The 20,089-nt window shown below is 64.8% G+C and carries 13 protein-coding genes; 3 read left to right on the top strand and 10 right to left on the bottom strand.

All coding sequences use genetic code 11. From position 1 onward, the window contains the following. Positions 1-2: 2 nt before the first annotated feature. The 8 genes from holA to miaB all read right to left on the bottom strand — a co-directional run bounded on the left by holA (position 3) and on the right by miaB (position 9,528). Positions 3-1,007: a DNA polymerase III subunit delta gene (holA, locus tag RLO07_RS06190; RefSeq protein ID WP_462291264.1), complete on the bottom strand. Its 1,005-nt coding sequence runs from the start codon at positions 1,005-1,007 to the stop codon at positions 3-5. Next, positions 1,007-1,519, bottom strand: a complete 513-nt coding sequence (locus RLO07_RS06185) for an LPS-assembly lipoprotein LptE (protein ID WP_462291263.1) — start codon at positions 1,517-1,519, stop codon at positions 1,007-1,009. The genes holA and RLO07_RS06185 overlap by 1 nt, the downstream gene beginning before the upstream one ends. 17 nt (positions 1,520-1,536) lie before the next feature. Continuing rightward, positions 1,537-4,131 (bottom strand): leucine--tRNA ligase, encoded by a 2,595-nt coding sequence (gene leuS / locus RLO07_RS06180; protein ID WP_462291262.1) that lies wholly within the window; start codon positions 4,129-4,131, stop codon positions 1,537-1,539. A gap of 106 nt (positions 4,132-4,237) precedes the next feature. Next, entirely contained in the window at positions 4,238-5,767 is a 1,530-nt protein-coding gene (lnt, locus tag RLO07_RS06175; RefSeq protein ID WP_462291261.1) for an apolipoprotein N-acyltransferase, read from the bottom strand. Positions 5,768-5,770: 3 nt separating this feature from the next. Further along, the gene (locus RLO07_RS06170) at positions 5,771-6,616 is read right to left on the bottom strand and encodes an HlyC/CorC family transporter (RefSeq protein ID WP_462291260.1); all 846 of its coding nucleotides are present in this window, start codon (positions 6,614-6,616) and stop codon (positions 5,771-5,773) included. Then, complete coding sequence (ybeY, locus tag RLO07_RS06165; RefSeq protein WP_462291259.1) at positions 6,613-7,095, bottom strand: rRNA maturation RNase YbeY; 483 nt, start codon at positions 7,093-7,095, stop codon at positions 6,613-6,615. Before ybeY ends, RLO07_RS06170 begins: the two co-directional genes overlap by 4 nt. Then, positions 7,092-8,111, bottom strand: coding sequence for a PhoH family protein (locus RLO07_RS06160; protein WP_462291258.1), 1,020 nt, complete (start codon positions 8,109-8,111; stop codon positions 7,092-7,094). Before RLO07_RS06160 ends, ybeY begins: the two co-directional genes overlap by 4 nt. 52 nt (positions 8,112-8,163) lie before the next feature. Next, complete coding sequence (gene miaB, locus RLO07_RS06155; RefSeq protein ID WP_462291257.1) at positions 8,164-9,528, bottom strand: tRNA (N6-isopentenyl adenosine(37)-C2)-methylthiotransferase MiaB; 1,365 nt, start codon at positions 9,526-9,528, stop codon at positions 8,164-8,166. 200 nt (positions 9,529-9,728) lie between these two features. On the opposite strand from miaB, the gene RLO07_RS06150 reads away from it, so the two are divergent. After that, the gene (locus RLO07_RS06150; protein WP_462291256.1) at positions 9,729-10,073 is read left to right on the top strand and encodes a DUF1820 family protein; all 345 of its coding nucleotides are present in this window, start codon (positions 9,729-9,731) and stop codon (positions 10,071-10,073) included. A 163-nt stretch (positions 10,074-10,236) separates the two neighbouring features. Here RLO07_RS06150 and RLO07_RS06145 read toward each other — a convergent pair whose 3' ends face one another. Beyond that, positions 10,237-11,520: an aminotransferase class I/II-fold pyridoxal phosphate-dependent enzyme gene (locus RLO07_RS06145; RefSeq protein ID WP_462291255.1), complete on the bottom strand. Its 1,284-nt coding sequence runs from the start codon at positions 11,518-11,520 to the stop codon at positions 10,237-10,239. A gap of 165 nt (positions 11,521-11,685) precedes the next feature. Between RLO07_RS06145 and lon the strand changes: the two genes are divergently transcribed. Further along, positions 11,686-14,106 carry an endopeptidase La gene (gene lon, locus RLO07_RS06140; protein ID WP_462291254.1) on the top strand — a complete coding sequence of 807 codons (2,421 nt, stop codon included), beginning with the start codon at positions 11,686-11,688 and terminating at the stop codon, positions 14,104-14,106. A gap of 109 nt (positions 14,107-14,215) precedes the next feature. On the opposite strand, the gene RLO07_RS06135 is transcribed toward lon, so the two are convergent. After that, complete coding sequence (locus tag RLO07_RS06135; protein WP_462291253.1) at positions 14,216-19,684, bottom strand: DUF7933 domain-containing protein; 5,469 nt, start codon at positions 19,682-19,684, stop codon at positions 14,216-14,218. A 177-nt stretch (positions 19,685-19,861) separates the two neighbouring features. Here RLO07_RS06135 and RLO07_RS06130 point away from each other — a divergent pair, with 177 nt between their 5' ends. Continuing rightward, positions 19,862-20,047: a hypothetical protein gene (locus RLO07_RS06130; protein WP_462291252.1), complete on the top strand. Its 186-nt coding sequence runs from the start codon at positions 19,862-19,864 to the stop codon at positions 20,045-20,047. Positions 20,048-20,089 lie beyond the last annotated feature (42 nt).

Here is a 20,089-nt window from a genome sequence, read left to right as displayed (position 1 = left end):
CCTCATTGCGCCAGTTCCAGCAGCAGCCGGTCGAGCTGGTCCCAGGGGTCGCCATCGGCAAAGCCCTTGAGGCTGCCGTCGACTGTCAGCGCCTGTTGCAGCAGCGATCCCAGGGAGCTGCTGTCATGGCGTTGCAGGCAGGCCTGCACCGCGGCCGAGCGGCTTTGCCAGACGCGATGACTGTTCAGTACCCGGCTCATATTCTGGCCCGCTTCGCAATCGAGTTGCATGGCGTAGAGACTGCGTACCTCGCGCGCCACGGCCCACAGCAGCGGCACCAGGTCGTTGCCTTCACCGCGCAGGCCGTGAACCATGCGCAGCGCGGCAGTGGCATCGCCATTGAGCGCTGTATCCACCATGGCAAACAGGTTGTAACGGGCGTTGTCGAGCACGGCGGCGGTGACGGTAGCGATGGTGACTCGCCCGTTGCTGGCCAGCAGCTTCAGTTTTTCCACTTCCTGCACCGCCGCATACAGGTTGCCCTCCAGGCGTTCGGACAGCAGCTCGAGGGCATCTGCATCGATGTCGAGCCCGGCGCCCTGCAGACGCTGGCGCAGCCAGCGGGGCATGTCCCGGGCACCGATGGGCCAGACCTGGAGAGTTGCTCCCGCCTTGTCCAGGGTCTTGAACCACTTGCTGCTCTGGGATTGCTTGTCGATCTTGCCGCTCACCACCAGCAGGATGTCATCCCCGTTGGCACGGTCGATATACTCACACAGGGCCTTGCTGCCGTCGGCGCCGGGCTTGCCATCGGGCAGGCGCAGCTCAATCAGCTTGCGGTCGCCAAACAGGGACATCTCTGCGGCGCTGTGCAGCAGGGTCTGCCAGTCAAAATCGCGGGCAGTGGTATCGACGATCTCGCGATCGCTGCAGCCCGCCGTGCGGGCGGCGCCGCGGATCAGGTCCGCACACTCCTGCACCAGCAGCGGCTCGTCGCCGCTGACAAGATAGACCGGGAGGCACTGTTGTTGCAGATGCTGGCGCAGCTGCTCGGGCTTGAGTTGCATTACCGGGCGGCGGCGTGGAAACCGATCCGGCGCAGGATCTGCTGCGACAGCTCAGCGCGCATTTCCCGCTGCAGGATGCGGATTTCCTCCGCCTTGCCCACCACGTTGCGGGGGTCGTTTTCCATCTGTTTGACGATGACGGCATTGGCAGGCTCCATGGCCAGGCTGCCGTCCGGGGCCCGTACCGCAAAGCTGGCCTGCATGGTGAGCTCGAATTCGGCTGCCCGCGCTTCGCTGTTGAGGGACAGATTGCGCTGACGGAAGCGTTCCGGGCCCAGCTCGAGAATGTAGGCGGCCTCGCTGCGCTCGACCCACTCAATGCCATTGGCAGAGAACCGGGCCTGCAGGTCGCGGCTGAACTCGCTGTTGGGATTCGCGGTTGCCAGGTAGAGTTGCCGCCAGTCCTCCGGTAGTCCGGTAGAGCTGGCAGCGCCGCGGAGCTGGAAGCCGCAGGCGCCCAGCAGCACGGGTAGCGCCAGTGCCAGCAGCAGGGTAGTGAGGGTGCGCGACATGGGGCGTCTCCCGGGCATCAGTTGGCCACTATGTTAACCAGTTTCCCGGGCACTACAATGACCTTGCGCACGGTGACGTCGGCGAGGAAGCGCTGCACGTTGTCCTGGCCCATGGCTGCGGCCTCGATGGCTGCCCGGTCGGCATCTGCCGCCACCGCGATCTGGGCCCGGACCTTGCCGTTGACCTGCACCGCCATGTCGATACTGTCGCGAACCAGCGCGCTTTCGTCGACGGCTGGCCAGGGAGTATCCAGCAGCTCGCCCTCGCCCCCCAGCAATGGCCACAGGTGATGGCAGATGTGCGGCACGATGGGGCTCAGCATCAGGACCACGGCCCGCAGCGCCTCGCGCACCACGGCGCGCCCCTGGGCAGCGTCCTGGTCCAGGCGCACGATATCGTTGCAGAGTTCCATGATGGCGGCGATCGCCGTGTTGAAGGTCTGGCGGCGGCCGTAGTCATCGCTGACCTTGGCGATGGTCTCGTGGGTCTTGCGTCGCAGTTGGCGCTGGGCGTCGTCGAGGCTGGCCGGGTCCATTGCAGACGCGTCACCGGCCTGCAGATGGCTGTGCACTGCCTTCCAGAGTTTGCGCAGGAAACGACTGGCGCCCTCCACCCCGGCATCGTGCCACTCCAGGGTCTGCTCGGGCGGCGCCGCGAACATGGTGAACAGGCGCACGGTGTCGGCGCCGTAGGCCTCTACCGCCGCGTGCGGGTCGATGCCGTTGTTCTTTGACTTCGACATCTTGGTGACGCCGCCGGCGATGACTTCCTCGCCGCTGCTGCGTGCCACCGCGCGCAGCACCCGGCCGCGCTCGTCGCGCTCGACGTCGACCTCGGTGGGAGCCACCCAGATCTTGCCGCCGCCAGGGCCTTCCCTGTAGAAGGACTCTGCCAGCACCATGCCCTGGCAGAGCAGGCGCTCGAAGGGCTCGTCGCTGTTTACCAGGCCCTCATCGCGCATCAGTTTGTGGAAGAAGCGGGCGTACAGCAGGTGCAGAATGGCGTGCTCGATGCCGCCCACGTACTGGTCCACCGGCAGCCAGTAGTTGGCGCGCTCCGAGTCCAGCATGCCTCCGTCAAAGTCCGGGCAGGTATAGCGGGCGTAGTACCAGCTGGACTCCATGAAGGTGTCGAAGGTGTCGGTTTCCCGTTCCACCGGCTGCCCGTCCAACTCGTCCTTGCGCCATTCCGGGTCGGCCTTGAGCGGCGAGATCACGCCGTCCATCTGTACGTCCTCCGGCAGCAGGACCGGCAGTCTGTGTGCAGGCACCGGGATCTCGCCGCCGTCGGCGAGGTTGAACATGGGGATGGGCGCGCCCCAGTAGCGTTGCCGCGATACCCCCCAGTCCCGCAGCCGGTAGTTGGTGGTGAGCTGGCCGCGGCCGTCCGCCTGCAACCTCGCGGCGATGGCGCTGAAGGCGGCATCTGAGTCCATGCCGTCGAATTCGCCGGAATTGACCAGGGTGCCTTTTGCCGTGACCGCACCCTGTTCCAGGTCCGCAGCGCTGTCGTCAGCGGGAGCGATTACCTGCCTGATGGTCAATCCGTACTTGCGGGCAAACTCCCAGTCACGCTGGTCGTGGGCGGGCACTGCCATGATCGCGCCGGAGCCGTATTCCATCAGCACATAGTTGGCGATCCAGACCGGCACTTCCTCGCCGGTCAGCGGATTCAGGGCCTTGAGCCCGGTATCAATGCCTTTCTTTTCCATCGTGGCCATGTCCGCTTCCGCGGAGGACTGGGTCTTGCAGGCTTCAATGAAAGCCTGCAACTCGGGGTTGTCCACTGCCAGCGCCCGGGTGATCGGGTGCTCTGCCGCGAGGCACATGTAGGTCACGCCCATGAGGGTGTCGGGGCGGGTGGTGTAGACCTCGAGGTGGTCGATGCCCGCAACCGGCGTCGCCAGCTCAAAGCGCAGGTCCACGCCTCGGCTCTTGCCGATCCAGTTGCGCTGCATGGTGCGCACCTGCTCCGGCCAGTGCGGCAGCTGGTCCAGGTCCGCCAGCAGCTCCTCGGCGTAGGCGGTGATGCGGATGAACCACTGCGGAATCTCCCGCCGCTCCACCAGCGCACCGGAGCGCCAGCCGCGGCCGTCGATCACCTGCTCGTTGGCCAGCACGGTCTGGTCCACCGGGTCCCAGTTCACCGTGGCCATTTTCTTGTACACCAGCCCCTTCTCGTACAGGCGGGTGAAGAACCACTGCTCCCAGCGGTAGTAGGAGGGCTGGCAGGTGGCCAGCTCCCGGGACCAGTCGAAGCCGAAGCCCAGGCTCTGCAGCTGGCCCTTCATGTAGTCGATATTCTGGTAGGTCCACTTGGCGGGCGCGCTGCGGTTCTGCACCGCGGCATTTTCCGCCGGCAGGCCGAAGGCATCCCAGCCCATGGGATGCAGCACGTTCTTGCCCAGCATGCGCTGGTAGCGCGAGATTACGTCGGTGATGGTGTAGTTGCGCACATGCCCCATGTGCAGCTTGCCGCTGGGGTAGGGGAACATGGCCAGGCAGTAGAACTTCTCCCGGCTGGTATCTTTCTCGACGGAGAAGCTGTTGTTCGTCTGCCAGTGGGCCTGGGCGGCCTGCTCAAGGATCTGGGGCTGGTAGTGCTGGTCCATCGGCTGCGGAATCTCGTTCAGTGGGGTAGCAAAAAAGAACGGGAGATTCTACCAGCAATCAGGTGGGGGGTCAGGTGTCGCAGAGTGGCAGCCTGCGGCCGATCGTTCACTCTGTGGTGGTCGCTGCTTCTCCACCTCGCCAGAAGGTATGAAAAATCACCAGCAGCAGAAGCAGCAGCAGGGCGCAGGCGCTGATGACAGGGCGGGTGCCGAAGCTGGCAGCGGGAGTGCGGCCCAGCATTACCTGGGCCTCACCGGTGAGCACCGCCTCCTCGAACTGGGGCGCCTGTGCGAGGATCTGCCCGCGGTGATCGATGATGGCGGAGATACCGTTGTTGGTGCCCCGCAGCAGGTAGCGGCCGTTTTCGAGCGCCCGCATCTGGGCCATTTGCAGGTGCTGCAGGGGGCCGATGGAGGCGCCGAACCAGCTGTCGTTGCTGATCGTGACCAGCAGATCCGCAGTGCGTGCACTGCGAGCGACGAGGTCCGGGTAGACCACTTCATAGCAGATGAACGGGGCGATCCGGTAGCCATTCGCCTCCAGCAGGTCCTGGCCTGGCGGCCCGGCGCTGAAGCTGGACATGGGCAGGTCGAAGAAGGCGATCAGGCCCCGCAGCCGGGACTCGAGCGGTACGTACTCGCCAAACGGTACCAGGCGCTGCTTGTGATACAGACCTTCGCCGGCGCCGAGGGCGACAATGCTGTTGTAGTAGTCCTCGCTGCCGGCATCGCGCCAGGGGATACCGGTGATCAGCGTGGCGTCGTTCCGCTGCAGCTGTTGTGCCACCGGATCCAGATAATCGCGCGCCTGCTGATAGAAGCGGGGCAGGGCCGATTCCGGCCACAGCACGATATCGTGCCCGTGTTGCTCTGGCAGGGCCCGGTCGAACTGGCGCAGGATCTCCGGGTACTGCTCCCGTCGCCACTTGAGTTGCTGGGGAATGTTGGGCTGGTACAGGGCGACGCTGAGGGGTTGCTCGGCCGCCGGCGCCACCCACTCCACGGTCTTCAACAGGCCAGCGCCACCCCAGAGGCCGGCGAGCAGGCTGGCGTAGGTCAGCAGCGCGACCGGACGCGGATTGCGCCAGGCCAGGAACAGGCAGGCGCCGCTGACGGCGCAGATGAATGACAGTCCGTAGACCCCGACAATCGGAGCCCAGCCGGCCAGCCAGGAGTCGATGTGGGCGTAGCCCAGGTAGAGCCAGGGAAAGCCGGTCAGCAGCCAGCTGCGCAGCCATTCAAACAGCACCCACAGCGCGGCAAAGCCCAACAACATGCCCCCGGGCAGGGGCCGCACGTGGCGTACGTAGGTCCAGGCAAACAGGCTGTGGAGCAGTGCCAGGCCGGCGCAGAACAGGGTGGTCAGGAAGGCCGCCAGCGGCACGCTGGCGTAGCCGTAGACGTGTATGCTGACGTAAACCCAGGAGACGCCGCTGCCGAACAGGCCGAGACCGAACAGCCAGCCTCGCCACAGGGCCTGGCGGGGCGCGCAGGTGCTGAGCAGGTAGCAGTAGAGTGCGCAGCTGGCGATGCCCGCGGGCCAGAGTCCGAACGGGGCCAGCGACAGGGTGACCAGTACACCTGCGAGCGGTGTCAGCAGCAGCACCCAGAGTGGGCGCAGGCCGGTGTGGGCCATGGCTCAGGCTTCCAGCGGCCGCATGCGCAGGCTGTGGATCTTGCGCTGGTCGGCGTTGATGACCTTGAACTCGAAGTTTTCGATCTGGGTGACTTCATTGCGGGCGGGCATGTGGCCGAAAGCCTGGATTACCAGGCCGCCGATGGTGTCGAATTCCTCGTCACTGAAGTCGGTGCGGAAGTAGTCGTTGAAGTCCTCGATGGGGGTCAGCGCCTTGATGAAGAAGTCGTCGTCGCTGATCTTGCGAATGAAGTTGTCCTCGTCGACATCGGTTTCGTCCTCGATGTCGCCGACGATCTCCTCCAGCACGTCCTCGATCGTCACCAGGCCCGCCACCCCGCCGTACTCGTCGATGACGATGGCCATGTGGTTGCGGTTCTCGCGGAACTCTCGCAGCAGCACGTTCAGGCGCTTGCTCTCGGGCACCACCACCGTCGGCCGCAGCAGGGACTGCATGCGGAATTCACTGTGATCCTTGTTGAGCAGCTCCGGCAGCAGGTCCTTGGCCAGCAGGATGCCCTGGATATCGTCCGGGCTTTCGCCCACCACCGGGTAGCGCGAGTGGGCCGAGCGGATGATCTGCGGCAGGATCTCCTCGAGAGTGGATTCCGCCTTGATGACCACCATCTGCGCCCGGGGGATCATGATATCCCGGGCCTGCATGTCGCTGACCTTCATGGCCCCTTCCATGATGCTGCGGGCATCCTGGTCGATGACCTCGTTCTCCGCCGCTATCGCCAGCACTCCCTCGAGATCCTTGCGGTTGTGGGGTTCGGAAGAGAACAGCAAGGCGATTTTCTCGAGCCAGGAGCGGTCTCCCGGCTCGTTGCCAAATCGGTCTTCGCTCATGGGGTGACGGGCTCCTCGTGGGCGTGGTCAGGGTAGGGGCAGGGGAATCCCAGCTGCGCCAGGATGGTGGTCTCGAGGGCTTCCATGGCGACAGCGTCTGCTTCCTCGACATGATCATGCCCCAGCAGGTGCAGGCTGCCGTGGACCGCCATGTGCGCCCAGTGGGCGGCGGGCGCCTTGCCCTGCTCCGCGGCTTCGCGAGCGACGACCGGGGTGCAGATGACAATATCACCGAGCAGCGGCAACTCCAGTTCCGGGGGCAGTCCGGCGGGAAAGGAAAGCACATTGGTGGGGCCGGTCTTGCCGCGGTAATCGCGGTTGAGCGCACTCATCTCGGCCTCGCCCACCAGGCGCAGGCAGACTTCGGCGTCCTTTTCTGGCGCAAGATGGTCGAGGGTGGTGCAGATCCAGCGCCGTAAGTCGTCTTCCTCTGGCACGGGTTCGCTGCAGGCGGACTGGATGTCGACGTGGACGCTCATGGCTTGCTCTTGTCGAGCGGGGTCGTCTTTTCCTCGTGGGCGTCATAGGCCTCGACGATACGCTGCACCATCGGATGGCGCACGACATCCTTGTTGCCGAACCAGGTGAAGCCAATACCCTCGACATCGGCGAGGATATTGCTGGCATGGGTGAGGCCGGACGGGATGCCCCGGGGCAAGTCGATCTGGGTGGCATCACCGGTGATGACGGCGGTGGAGCCAAAACCGATGCGGGTCAGGAACATCTTCATCTGCTCGCGGGTAGTGTTCTGGGCTTCGTCGAGGATGATGAAAGAGTTGTTCAGGGTGCGTCCACGCATGAAGGCCAGCGGCGCGATCTCGATAATATTGCGCTCGATGAACTTGTTCACGGTGTCGAAGCCCAGCATTTCATACAGGGCATCGTAGAGGGGCCGCAGGTAGGGGTCGATTTTCTGGCTCAGGTCGCCGGGCAGGAACCCCAGCTTTTCACCGGCCTCGACCGCGGGTCGCACCAGCAGGATACGGCGCACGCGCTCCTCCAGCAGGGCTTCAACGGCGCAGGCCACGGCGAGGAAGGTCTTGCCGGTGCCCGCCGGGCCGATGCCGAAATTGATGTCGCACTGCTTGATGGTGCGCACATAGCCCTGCTGGTTCTTGCCGCGGGGCTTGACCGAGGCGCGCTTGGTACGAATGACCTGAATGGCCTCGACCTGGCCGCCGGCGGACGCTGCCGCCAGGCTCTCCATGCCGGACTGCTGCAACTGCAGATGCAGGGATTCCGGGCTCAGGCCGACCCCCTGGCAGACCTCTGCGTACAGATGGCTCAGGAGCTGGCTGCCGGCCGTGACGCTGGCGGCGGGGCCGGAGATCAGGAACTGGTTGCCGCGGGCGACGATGCTGATGCCCAGGCGACCCTCGATCTGGCGCAGGTGACCGTCAAATTGCCCGCAGAGCAGGGCCAGATGGCGCGCGTCATTCGGTTCCAGGGTGATGCTTGCTTGTGTCGACTCGGAGGTCGGGGATTCGCTGTTCAATTCGCTCTTTGGCCGCAATGATTGAGGTTAAAAGGATATACCGCTTGGCGGGCTAGTCAACCGCGCGCTGCAGTGGCTCCGCGGCGAGTTGGCCGCGCAGGGAGTTGGGCAGCGCGTCGAGGATCTCCAGAGCGACGAAATCGCCGATCAGGCCGTGGTCGTCGCAGCTGAAGTTCACCACCCGGTTGTTCTCGGTACGGCCCTGCAGCTGTCCCGGATCTTTTTTCGAGACGCCGGTCACCAGCACCGTCTGCACCGTCCCCACCATGCGCCGGCTGATAGCCTGGGCCTGCTGCAGGATGCGGCTCTGCAGGATCTGTAGGCGCTGCTTCTTGGTCTCTTCAGCGGTGGTGTCTGGCAGCTCGGCGGCGGGGGTGCCGGGCCGGGCGCTGTAGATGAAACTGAAGGAAGTGTCGAAACCGATGTCCTCGATCAGCTTCATGGTGGCGGCAAAATCCGCCTCGGTTTCGCCGGGGAAGCCGATGATGAAATCCGAGGACAGGCTGATATCCGGGCGGATCCTGCGCAGGCGGCGGATCTTCGACTTGTACTCCAGCGCCGTATGGCCGCGCTTCATCGCCATCAGGATGCGGTCGGAACCGCTCTGTACCGGCAGGTGCAGGTGATCGACCAGCTGCGGGATCTCGGCGTAGGCGTCGATCAGGGCATCGCTGAATTCCACCGGATGCGAGGTGGTGTAGCGGATGCGATCGATGCCCGGTATGCGGGCGACCAGGTGCAGCAGTTCAGCGAAATCCACGATTTCACCCTGATGGTTCTCGCCGCGGTAGGCGTTGACGTTCTGGCCCAGCAGGTTGACCTCACGCACATCGCCGGCCGCCAGGTGGGCGATTTCCGCGATCACGTCGTCCACCGGCCTCGAGACCTCCTCGCCTCGGGTGTAGGGCACCACGCAGAACGTACAGTACTTGCTGCAGCCCTCCATGATGGACACAAAGGCGGTGGGGCCGTCGACCTTGGGCTCCGGCAGGCGGTCGAATTTCTCGATTTCCGGGAAACTGATATCCACGATCAGGGTGCCGCCGGGGCCTGTGCGAGCCGCGCGCTGGTCCATCATCTCCGGCAGCCGGTGCAGAGTCTGGGGCCCGAACACCAGGTCCACATAGGGCGCGCGCGCACCGATCTCCGCCCCTTCCTGGCTGGCCACGCAGCCGCCCACGCCGATCACCAGATTGGGGTTCTTCTGCTTCAGGTGCTTCCAGCGGCCGAGCTGGTGAAAGACCTTCTCCTGGGCTTTTTCCCTTATGGAACAGGTGTTTAGCAGCAGTACATCGGCCTCTTCCGGATTCTCTGTGGGGGTGAGGCCATGGCTTTCGCCGAGCAGATCGCGGATGCGCGCGGAGTCGTACTCGTTCATCTGGCAGCCATGGGTCTTGATGTAAAGCTTCTTGCTCACTGCGCCTCGTTGGTGCCCGCGGGCACCTTGTTTGCCGTGTTGTGGAAAAGGGGCGTGGATTATACAGACTTGGCAGCATGAAACCTAGCAGCAGGGCGCGCAAGTACTGGAATTCTGGCCCCAGAGTGATACCATTGGCGCCCCTCAAATCCGGCGCACTTCCAGCGGGGCCGCCAGCCGGAGCGGCCCACGAGGACTTCATGGCCAGCCAACCCGTCTACAAGGTGATTTTCCACAACGCCAACCAGGTGTTCGAAGTGTTCGCGCGCCAGATCTATCAGAGTGACATGTGGGGTTTTATCGAGATCGAGGAATTCATTTTCGGCGAGCGCTCGCAGATTCTGGTGGACCCCAGCGAAGAAAAACTGAAGCTTGAGTTCAACGGCGTCAAGCGCAGCTATATCCCGCTGCAGGCCATTATCCGCATCGATGAGGTGGACAAGGAAGGCACCGGCAAGATCTCGGATGCCGCCCCCGGCACACGCAGCAACGTGGCCAACTTCCCCCTGTCGGGGATGCAGCCCCAGCCCAGCCACGACGACTGACCCCGCGCCCACCTGTAGGAGCCCGCTGGCCCAGGCCACCCTCTCTGGCCACTGCGCGGCCATTCACCTCGTGGCCCAGGCCACCCTCTCTGGCCGCTGCGCGGCCATTCACCTTGTCCGCGGGCGATCGCGCACAGAGTGCGCTCCCACAAGGGCTGTGTTCCTACACGCTTCCGCCTAGCTTGTGTTTGATCGAGGCAATCTTGACGCAGAGAGTGAAAACTTCAGCACAGGTCTGCACATCCTCCAGCGCCGGGAAACTGGGCGACAGGCGGATATTGCGGTCTTCCGGGTCCCGTCCATAGGGGAAGGTCGCGCCCGCCGGGGTCAGCTTGACCCCCACCCTGGCGGCCAGTTCGACAATCTCCGAGGCCAGCCCCGGCAAGGTGTCGAAGCTGATGAAATAGCCGCCCCGAGGGCGGGTCCAGGTGCCCATGCCGGTTCCACCCAGCTCCTGCTCCAGCGTGTCCAGTACCGCTTCAAAGCGCGGGCGCAGTAGCGCTGCGTGCTGCTCCATGTGCGCGGCGAGGGTGTCGCTGTCGCGCAGAAAGCGCACATGACGCAGCTGGTTGACCTTGTCCGGGCCGATGGTCTGGAATGCCAGATGAGCCTTGAAGGTGGACAGGTTGCGCTCGCTGCTGCCGACGAAGGCAACCCCGGCGCCGGCGAAGGTGACCTTGGAGGTGGAGCCGAACTGGAAGATGCCGTCCATGGTCTCGAACTGGCGCGCATGGTCGCTGATACTGGCCAGCGGCGCCGCATCCTCGTACAGCTTGTGCACCGCGTAGGCGTTGTCCCACATGACGATGAACTGGCCCGAGGCAAGCTTGGGCAGCCGCGCCATCCGCTCCACCGTGTTGCTGCTGTAGACGCAGCCGGTGGGATTGGAGAAGCGCGGCACGCACCAGATACCCTTGATATCGGGGTCCGCGGCGACCAGGCTTTCCACCTCGTCCATGTCGGGGCCGGTCTCCAGCAGGCGCACCGGTACCATCTCGATCCCCAGGTACTCGCAGATGGAAAAGTGGCGGTCATAACCCGGCACCGGGCACAGGAACTTCACCTGGTCGGCATTGGACCAGGCCGACTCCGCGCCGCGCAGGCCCTCGCGCAGGGCGAATTCCAGCACCTGGTACATCAGGGTCAGGCTGCTGCTGCCGCCGACCAGGGTTTCCTCCGGCACGGTGCCGAGAACGGCGCCGAACAGAGCCCTGGCCTCGGGCAGTCCATCCAGGCCGCCATAGTTGCGCGCGTCAGTGCCGTCGTCGGCGCGGTAGTTGCCGTCGAGGATGCCGTCCAGGGCATCGGACAGGGCCAACTGCGCCGCACCTGGCTTGCCCCGGGTCAGGTCCAGGCTCAGGCCCCTGGCCGCCAGCTGGTCGTAGTGGTCGTGCAAGTTGGCCAGCTGTTCACGCAGCTCGGCCTCGGCTGCCTGTTCAATATGCACATTGAGCTCCTGTATGGGTCGTGATGGGGCGCCCGGCGAGGCGCGCCCCTCGCCGGGCACCCCGAAGAATGCGGCAAGTATACCCGCTGCGCCGCTTGCTTGAAATTCCGCGACCCGGGCCCATATCTGCTGGACCCGGAATCAAACCAGAACAGGTAGCCATGCATGAGTGACGGCCAGCAGTCCCAGGACAACACCACCGGCAACCGGGCGGGGTCCCGGCACTCGCCCGCGATTGCCAACGACGTCCTGCCAGATACCCTGTACCTGATTCCCATACCCCACCGCCCGTTTTTTCCCGGCCAGGTGCAGCCGGTGGCGATCAATCCCAATGAGTGGGCTTCCACCCTGGAGGCGGTTGCGGCCGAGGGTCATGGCCTGCTGGGCCTCAGCTATGTCGATCAACACACGGCGGACAATATCGACCGACGCCAGTTTCCCGACATCGGCTGCGTGGTGCGCCTGCACCGGCCCCCGGGCGTCGATACCCCCGGCCATTTCCTGGCTCAGGGCGTCAAGCGTTTCCGCATTGTGCGCTGGCTGACGGATACCGCCCCCTACCGGGTACAGGTCGAGTATCCCCGCAGTCAGGGCGACAGTGACAGCGACGAGATCAAGGCCTACGGCATGGCTCTGATCAAGGAGATCAAGGAGCTGCTGCCCCTGAACCCGCTGTACAGCGAGGAGCTGAAGCAGTACCTGGCCAACTTCAATCCCAACCAGCCCAGCCTGCTGGCGGACTTCTCTGCCGCCCTGACCACCGCCAAGGGTGACCAGCTGCAGGAAATTCTCGATACCCTGCCGCTGCTGGCGCGGATGGAGAAAGTGCTGGTGCTGCTGCGTCGGGAACGGGAAGTCGCGGAGCTGCAGGGCCAGATCAGCAGCCAGGTGAACGAGAAAGTCTCCGAGCAGCAGCGCCAGTTCTTCCTGCGGGAGCAGCTGAAGGTGATCCAGAAGGAACTGGGTATCTCCAAGGACGACCGCAGCACGGATATTGAGCTGTTCGAGGAGAGGATGGCTGCGCTGCAGCCGTCGGAAGCGGTGCAAAAGCGTATCGATGACGAACTGCAGAAACTGTCTGTGCTGGAAACCGGATCGCCCGAATACGGTGTTACCCGCAACTATCTGGACTGGGCCACCCAGGTGCCCTGGGGCGTGACCTCTGCGGACAAGCTGGAACTGAAGCATGCGCGCAAGGTCCTGAACGCGCATCACGACGGCCTTGAGGACGTCAAGCAGCGGATCCTCGAGTTCCTCGCGGTGGGCGCCTTCAAGGGCGAGATCGCCGGCTCCATCCTGTTGCTGGTGGGGCCGCCCGGTGTCGGCAAGACCAGCATCGGCCGCTCGGTTGCGGAGGCCCTGGGACGCGAATTCTACCGCTTCAGCCTCGGCGGCATGCGTGACGAAGCCGAGATCAAGGGCCACCGCCGCACCTATATCGGGGCCATGCCCGGCAAGTTCGTGCAGGCCCTGAAAGAGGTCAAGGTGTCCAACCCCGTGATCATGCTGGATGAGATCGACAAGATCGGTGCCTCCTTCCAGGGCGACCCGGCGTCGGCCCTGCTCGAGGTGCTGGACCCGGAGCAGAACAGCGAATTCCTCGATCACTACCTGGACCTGCGGGTTGATCTCTCCAAAGTACTGTTCATCTGTACTGCCAACCAGCTCGATACCATTCCCGGCCCGCTCCTGGACCGGATGGAATCTCTGCGCCTGGCGGGCTATATCGCCGAGGAAAAACTCGCCATTGCCAGGAACCACCTCTGGCCGCGGCTGCTGGAGCGCCACGGCCTGCAGGACGAGCAGTTGAAGATCAACGACGCCGCCCTGAAATTCGTGATCGAGAGCTACTGCCGTGAAGCCGGGGTCAGGAACCTCGAGAAACAGCTGGCCCGCATAATCCGCAAGTCCATAGTGGACCTGGTCGAGGGTCGCGAGGAGCGCATCCGCGTGGGCAAGAAGGATATCGAGAGCCTGCTCGGCCAGCCCGTGTTTCAGGCGGAAAAACTGCTGCGCGGCCCCGGCGTCGCCACTGGTCTCGCGTGGACCGCCATGGGCGGCGCCACCCTGGCCATCGAGTCCTCCCAGGTACATACGCTGAATCGCGGCTTCAAGCTTACTGGCCGCCTCGGTGACACCATGAAGGAGTCGGCGGACATTGCCTACAGCTACGTTGTCGCCCACCTCAGGGATTACGGCTGCGACCTCGATTTCTTCGACACCAGTCTGGTACACCTGCACGTCCCCGAGGGCGCCACGCCCAAGGATGGCCCCAGCGCCGGCATCACCATGGCCACTGCCCTGATCTCTCTGGCGCGCAAGGAGCGTATCAAGCGTCCCCTGGCCATGACCGGCGAACTCACCCTCACCGGTCAGGTCCTGCCGGTCGGCGGCATCCGTGAAAAAGTGATCGCGGCCCGGCGCATCAAGATCCCCGAGCTGATCCTGCCTGCCGCCAACCGCCGCGACTTCGAGGAGCTGCCGGATTATCTGCGCGAGGGGCTGCAGGTGCATTTTGCGCGCACCTACAGGGAGGTATTCGAGTTCGTGTTCCACGAACACCGGCGGGAGAAGGCGCTGCACTGAGCGTGCCTGTCCACGCTGTGAACCTCTGATCGGTGCCGCTCGTCCCGGCCGGAGCCGTTCCTGCCCTGGGAACTACGCCCGGCACCTGTTGCCTGCCACCAGGCCGATATTATGCCTGGCGGGGTGCGGCCAGGCGGGACATGCCCAGGGTGACAAGACCCAGGGCGGCGAGCAGGAGCCACCAGAACGGCACGGCCGGGATGTCCTCCTGGCGGAACGTTCCCTCCGGCTGCGCGGCACAGGCCGGCGTGGCCGGCGGATAGGTGACGGTGACGCTGCCCGCCGGGTTGAACTCGACCTCGAAGGTCAGCTCGGGGCGCCGGTCGTCGGGGATCTGCACCCAGGCGCCGTCCACGAACGCCCAGCCTGGCCAGCCGGTACCATTACCGCCGGCATCCACGGAGGCACCCGGCCACAGGACGAGGCCGGTGCCGGGTTGCCCGTTGCGCTCCTCCGCCACGCGCCCGCCGGGCGTGATCCAGCGGATCGTCACCGCAGGTGCCGAGGAACCGCTGAAACCGGCGAGGCCGTAGTCGACATAGGGGATATCATTAATGCATATGGCGTTGGCCGTGATTTGCAGTGCCTCCGGTGCGATCTCGCCGAAGTTGTAATTTACTCCCGCACTGCCGGGGCCCAGCGAGATCACGGAGAACACATCGGACAGCGAGTCGTCACCGACTGGCGAGCCGGCCACTGTACCGAGCTGGTCCAGCCCGTCGACCCAGCCACCCGGCTGTTGCTCCCTCACAGTATGGTTTCCCGGAGGCAGGCCGCTGAAGCGCCAGGAGCCGTTGGCGGCCGTGACCGTGGTCAGGCTGACGGGGCCCGTCAGTTCGATGGTGACGCCGCCGATGCCCGGTTCGCTCGCATCGAAGATACCGTCGTTGTTGGCGTCGAAGAAGACGTTGCCCGCCACGCTGGCCGGCAGGATCTCGGAGAAGTTGTTGTCGGGTGAGCCGCTGACTTCACCGGCATTGCCGTTGTCACCGAGCGTAATGCCGGTGATCTGGCTGCTCGTGGCAGACGGGTTGCCCGCCACGCCCGGCGACCCGGTGCTCCCCGCGTAAGGTACGATAGATCCTTGGGTGGTGACGCTGTTCAGTGTCTCCGGGGGTTGGGCGGGCTGGCAGACGGAGTAGCTGCCGGCGTTCAGCCCCGAGAACAGGTAGTTGCCAGAGGTATCTGTCACCGTCGTGGCGCGCAGCGGCCCCGCGCAGTCAACGCCGTCCCGCAACTCGAGGGCGACGCCCGGGAGCGGGCTGGAATCCCCGGGGATGAAGGAACCGTCCGGAATCGTCTGGTTATCGAGGAATACCTTGCCCGCGATGTAGCCGAGGGTACTTGCCTGCAAGGTTGCCTCGGCACGCCGGTCGTTGGGGCCGAGAGATGTTTGCAGTGCCCCCACCGGTATGACGTTCAGGTAGTCCCCGGGCTCGGGCGCGGTGACGTCGACCGTGATGGTGCAGCCACCTGGCGGGAGAACGGAGCCCGAATCGATTGCCACCGAGCTGGCATTGGCTGCGGCCGACACGCTTAGCGCCGGGCAGTCGGGATCGAGTGACAGCACCAGGGGGTCGGTTAGCTGCATCGCCCCGGGGGTCGAGGGGAGCGTGTCGACCAGGTCGGCCTGCAGGGTCGCCGGGGTGTCATTGTCATTCTCGAGGATGATACGCAGGGTCGCGGAGACGCCGGGGGCGGTCACCGGTGGCAGAAATTCCTTGCGCACCACGGGCGGCTCGCTGACCACGATCTGCGCCTGCGTGCCGGGTGCATTGTCGATGCCTTCGAAGCTTGTGACATCGCCTTCGGGAATCTCGTTGGTATACGTACCCGCCAGGTTCGAGTAGACATCGACCGTTACGGTACAGCTGTCGCCGGGACTGTCCGCCTGCGCGAGGCTGGCGCTCGCCAGGGTAATGTCCCGGCCGTTGGCGTTTCCGCTCACTACGCCGTCTGTGCAGTCCGTTGACAGGTTGGGCGGCACTGCGAGCACCAGGTCATCCGGCAGCGTATCCGTGAACGTCACTTCCGTAAGTGCGATCGTGTTCGGGTTCTGCAGGCGGATGGTGAGCGGCGCGACCGCGCCAGGGAGCCGTGAGGCCACGCCAGTCGAAAAGCCATTGGGGTTGCCGACATCAAGGGTGAGCCCGCTGAAGGCCTTGTTGACGATGATGCGCTGACGCACCTGCAGTTCCCCGGTTGCCGGCGGGTGTGCTACCGGGTCGCCGTTGACGATAGCCGAGTTCGCCGGAATCGTGTTGGTATAGGTACCCTCTGTCGCCGCCACTACATCGACTTCGAGGAAGCAGCTTGTGGCAGTGCCGCCTACCGCAGCGCCCAGGGAGCCCCCCGCGATCGCAATGCTGTCGCTGCCTGGCAGAGTAACTGTGGCCGCCCCACAGCTGGTGATCGGGTTGGGTGTCGGTGCATTGACGAGGCCGGCGGGATAGGTGTCAGTCAGTGAAAAGCTGGTGATCGCCGTATCCGCGCCATTGAGGAACTCGATGCGCAGCCGCGAACGTTCATCCGCACCAACCACCCTCGGCGTGAACTGTTTGCTGATACCGAAGTCACTGGTCGTGCTCAGGCTGCTTTCCGCGAAGGTCGTGCTGTTGGTCGCAGCCTGGTCCGTCGAGATCGCGTCACGGGGAATCCGGTTGACGATGGTGTCGACGATTTTTGACGACACCTGCGCCGAGAAGCTGCAATCCTCGCCGGCAGGGAGGCTCGCCCCGGAGAGGCGCAGGCTGGTGGCGCCGCCCGCGCCGGTCACGATACCACCGACACAGGTCGTGGTGGCCTCTGGCGCCGGCGCGAGATACATGCCGTTGGGCGCGGCGCCTTCCGTGCCATCCACGGTGAACCAGTCGACCAGGCCCAGGTTGGTGAGGTCCTGTGCGGAGTCATTGGTGATCAGCACAGTCAGCGTGGCGGTCTGTCCCGGGGCGATGGTGCCCGGGGTGATGGACTTCGAGATCAGGGGCTCGCCTGCGGGCTCATAGCGCAGTGTCGCGGTTACGGTGGTGCTGTTGACGATGCCATTGTCTGCGGTGATGCCGCCGGGCGGTATCTCGTTGACCCAGTCGCTGGTGCCCGATGCGACCACGTCGATCAACAGGGCACAGGTGCTGCTGGGCGCCAGCGTGGCGCCGCTGATCGAGACCGTGGAGGCACCGGGGGCCGCGCTGATAAGCGGCGCACCGGCACAGGTGCTGTAGGCGTTCGCAGGACTCGCCACGGTCATGCCCGCGGGCAGGTTGTCGGTGGCTTCGATGCCGGTGATGGGCTGTGAAGGGTCGATGTTGCGGAAGCGCAGTTCCAGGGTGCTGAGCCCGCCACTACTGGTGCTCGCGGGCGTGAACAGCTTGCTGCTGTCGAGCGCAGGGGTGTAGCTGATGGTGGCGGAATCCTGCAGCGTGCCGATATTCGTGCTGCTGCCATCCGCATTCGGACGCACGCCCGATGCCTCCGCTGTATTCGCGTAGGCACCTGCCGGGCCGACGACATCGATTTCGACGGCGCATACACCCGGGCTGCCACCGCCGGTGACGGCAGGCACGGTGCCGCTATTCAAGCTCACGGAGGACGTCCCCGACACCGCGGTGACGGTGCCGCCGCAGCTGTTGCTTACATTCGCGGGTGCCGCCACTTGCAGCTGCTGAAAAGGCCCGTCGTCGGGAAGCGTGTCGCTGAAGACGACGGAATTCAGGGGTTCGGCGGCGAAGTTTCGCAGCTCAAGGCGCAGCCGGGCGGGCACCCCCTCAAGCTTGCTGGTGGCACTCGCGCCATCGATGGTCTTGATGAAGGACACCGGTGAGCGAAAGCTGATCGATACAGTGTTGGAAGCGCCGCCGTTGCAGACTTGGCCGCCACCCTCCGTGAAGCAGACCCTGCCAGCCTCGATCTGGTTGCTGGTACTGCTGGTCGCGTCAGGGGCGATCATAGCCCAGAAGCTGACCGTGCACTCACCCGCGCTGTCCGGTGCGCTCCGCGCCGGAACCGTGCCGATGGTGAAGTTGATGCTGGCGTCACCCGTGGCGGCGCCATTGGTCGCCAGCGGCCCACACGTCCCGACGGGCGTGACGCTGGGCTCGTAGATACCACCCATGAGCAGGGTCGAGTCGTTCTGCAGTGTATCCTGCAGCGTCACTGCCGCGAGCTCACCATTCGAGAAGTTCTGGATGGTGACCGAGTAGTTCACCGCATCGCCGGGAGCGGCGTTCGACGGGCTCCGGCTCTTGAGCACGCGCAGGCGGTCGGCGACAATCACCGTGGCCGACTCAGCCTGACTCACGATCCCCGTGGGGCTGGTGACTTGAACCGCCCCCTCGGGGATGCTGTTGGTGTAGCTGACCGGCGTCTCAGCGGAGCCGACGACACCGGTGAAAGCCACCGTGATGGTACAGCTGCTCTCGGCCGGGATGTCGAATCCCGATACCGTGAAGCCCGATCCGCCCCCCGCGAGCGCTTCGCTGCCGCCACAGCTGTTGCTGATATCGGCAGGGCTGGCGATACTCAGGCCACCCGTCGGGGCACCGATCGGGTCATCCGTGAAGCTGACGACGGTCAGCGGCGTGTTCGCCGCATTGCTCAGCGTTATGGTGAACTGCCCCTGCTCGCCACTGGCCAGGATTGTCGGCGTGAAAGCTTTCTGCACAGCCAACGGCGAGCGCACGCGAACATTCGCGGTGGCATCGCCGGCCGGGGTCAGGCCCTGGTCCGAGCTGAAGCTGCTCGCCTGGATGCGGTTGGTGGCACTGACCTGGTAGCTGCCATCGGTCTGGCGCCCGCGTATGGGAATATCGATCGTGCAGCTGCTGCCCGCCGGCACGGCGACCCCGCTGATATCGACGCCAGCGGCGGCACCGGTGGTCAGCGCGGCGACAGCAGCGCCGACAAGGCAGCTGCCCGATGCCGCGGTGCCGGTGGGTTCGATGATGGCGCTGCCCCCGGCGGTTGGGAAGGTGTCGGTAAAGGCGATGCCGCTGAGGTCGATATTCGGGTCGCTATTCGTGATCGTTACACGCAGGGTGCGCGCGCTGCTGCCGAGAACAAGCGTGCTGCCTCCCACGAATGTCTTGCTGACCGTCGGGCGGCTGACCGCCCGCACCGTATAGGCCTGGTTGCCACCCGAGCCGTTCGCGCCGCCATCGGCGGCCACTTCCCCTGCAGGGATAGCATAGCTCAGTGAGGTGCCGCTGCCGTTTGTAGAGCGGGCAAGCAGCGGCACGTCCACGTAGCACTCATCGTTGGCGGGTATCGACAGGCCGGAAAATGCGATTGAGCCAGAGCCCTGCACCGCCGTAACCGTGCCGCCGCCGCAGGTCGTCGAGCCCGGTCCGGCGACGACCAGGGAAGCACTGCCGCTATCCGGCAGGACTGTGCTGTCGGTCGTGTTGTAACTTGCGTTGGTGATCGCAGTGTTACCATTGTTCTGGAGCGAGACCCTAACGCTGGTGATCTCACCCGGGAACACTGTCGTGGCATTGGGCGGTGTGGCACCCGGGTTCACCGTGACGGCAAAATTGAGGTTTTGCTGGGCCTGCGCGAGCATGGACGCAGAGGAAAGCAGCATGAGGGCGGCCACGCGAGCCGATATCGAACGCCCAGCGCTCATTTGTTTCAATCGCGGTTGTACCGGCTTCATGATCGCCCTTGAGCAAATAAAATAGCGGTGATGCTAGCATGGCGTTCCCGCGATGACTATCCATTGCAGGCAGTTGCTCCGGGCGTCCGAACCCTGACGCTACCCATGAGCGCCATTGCTAGCGGCGGCGCCTGTGTGTTGAGGCTCTCTCAGTCGGCCTTCGAAGAAATCATGACAGCAAACCCTCGGTACTTCGCGCACTTCGCACAGGTATTCTGCGCGAACCTGCGCGAGCTGGCACAGCGCCTGATCGACCGCGAGGCACTGAGGGCCGTCGCGGCCTCCGAGTGAGGGGCTCCCGGAGCATAGGGCATGCCAACGGCCTGCTCAGGG

Source organism: Haliea sp. (assembly GCF_040221975.1).
Taxonomy (GTDB): Bacteria; Pseudomonadota; Gammaproteobacteria; order Pseudomonadales; family Halieaceae; genus Haliea.
Note: the sequence above shows the minus strand (reverse complement) of the source record. Positions and strands in the feature narration are given on the sequence as shown.

Bases quoted from the DNA above. Each gene is read 5' to 3' on its own strand.
- holA (WP_462291264.1), bottom strand. From the start codon at position 1,007: ATGCAACTCAAGCCCGAGCAGCTGCGCCAGCATCTGCAACAACAGTGC.
- RLO07_RS06185 (WP_462291263.1), bottom strand. From the start codon at position 1,519: ATGTCGCGCACCCTCACTACCCTGCTGCTGGCACTGGCGCTACCCGTG.
- leuS (WP_462291262.1), bottom strand. From the start codon at position 4,131: ATGGACCAGCACTACCAGCCCCAGATCCTTGAGCAGGCCGCCCAGGCC.
- lnt (WP_462291261.1), bottom strand. From the start codon at position 5,767: ATGGCCCACACCGGCCTGCGCCCACTCTGGGTGCTGCTGCTGACACCG.
- RLO07_RS06170 (WP_462291260.1), bottom strand. From the start codon at position 6,616: ATGAGCGAAGACCGATTTGGCAACGAGCCGGGAGACCGCTCCTGGCTC.
- ybeY (WP_462291259.1), bottom strand. From the start codon at position 7,095: ATGAGCGTCCACGTCGACATCCAGTCCGCCTGCAGCGAACCCGTGCCA.
- RLO07_RS06150 (WP_462291256.1), top strand. From the start codon at position 9,729: ATGGCCAGCCAACCCGTCTACAAGGTGATTTTCCACAACGCCAACCAG.
- lon (WP_462291254.1), top strand. From the start codon at position 11,686: ATGAGTGACGGCCAGCAGTCCCAGGACAACACCACCGGCAACCGGGCG.
- RLO07_RS06135 (WP_462291253.1), bottom strand. From the start codon at position 19,684: ATGCTGCTTTCCTCTGCGTCCATGCTCGCGCAGGCCCAGCAAAACCTC.
- RLO07_RS06130 (WP_462291252.1), top strand. From the start codon at position 19,862: ATGAGCGCCATTGCTAGCGGCGGCGCCTGTGTGTTGAGGCTCTCTCAG.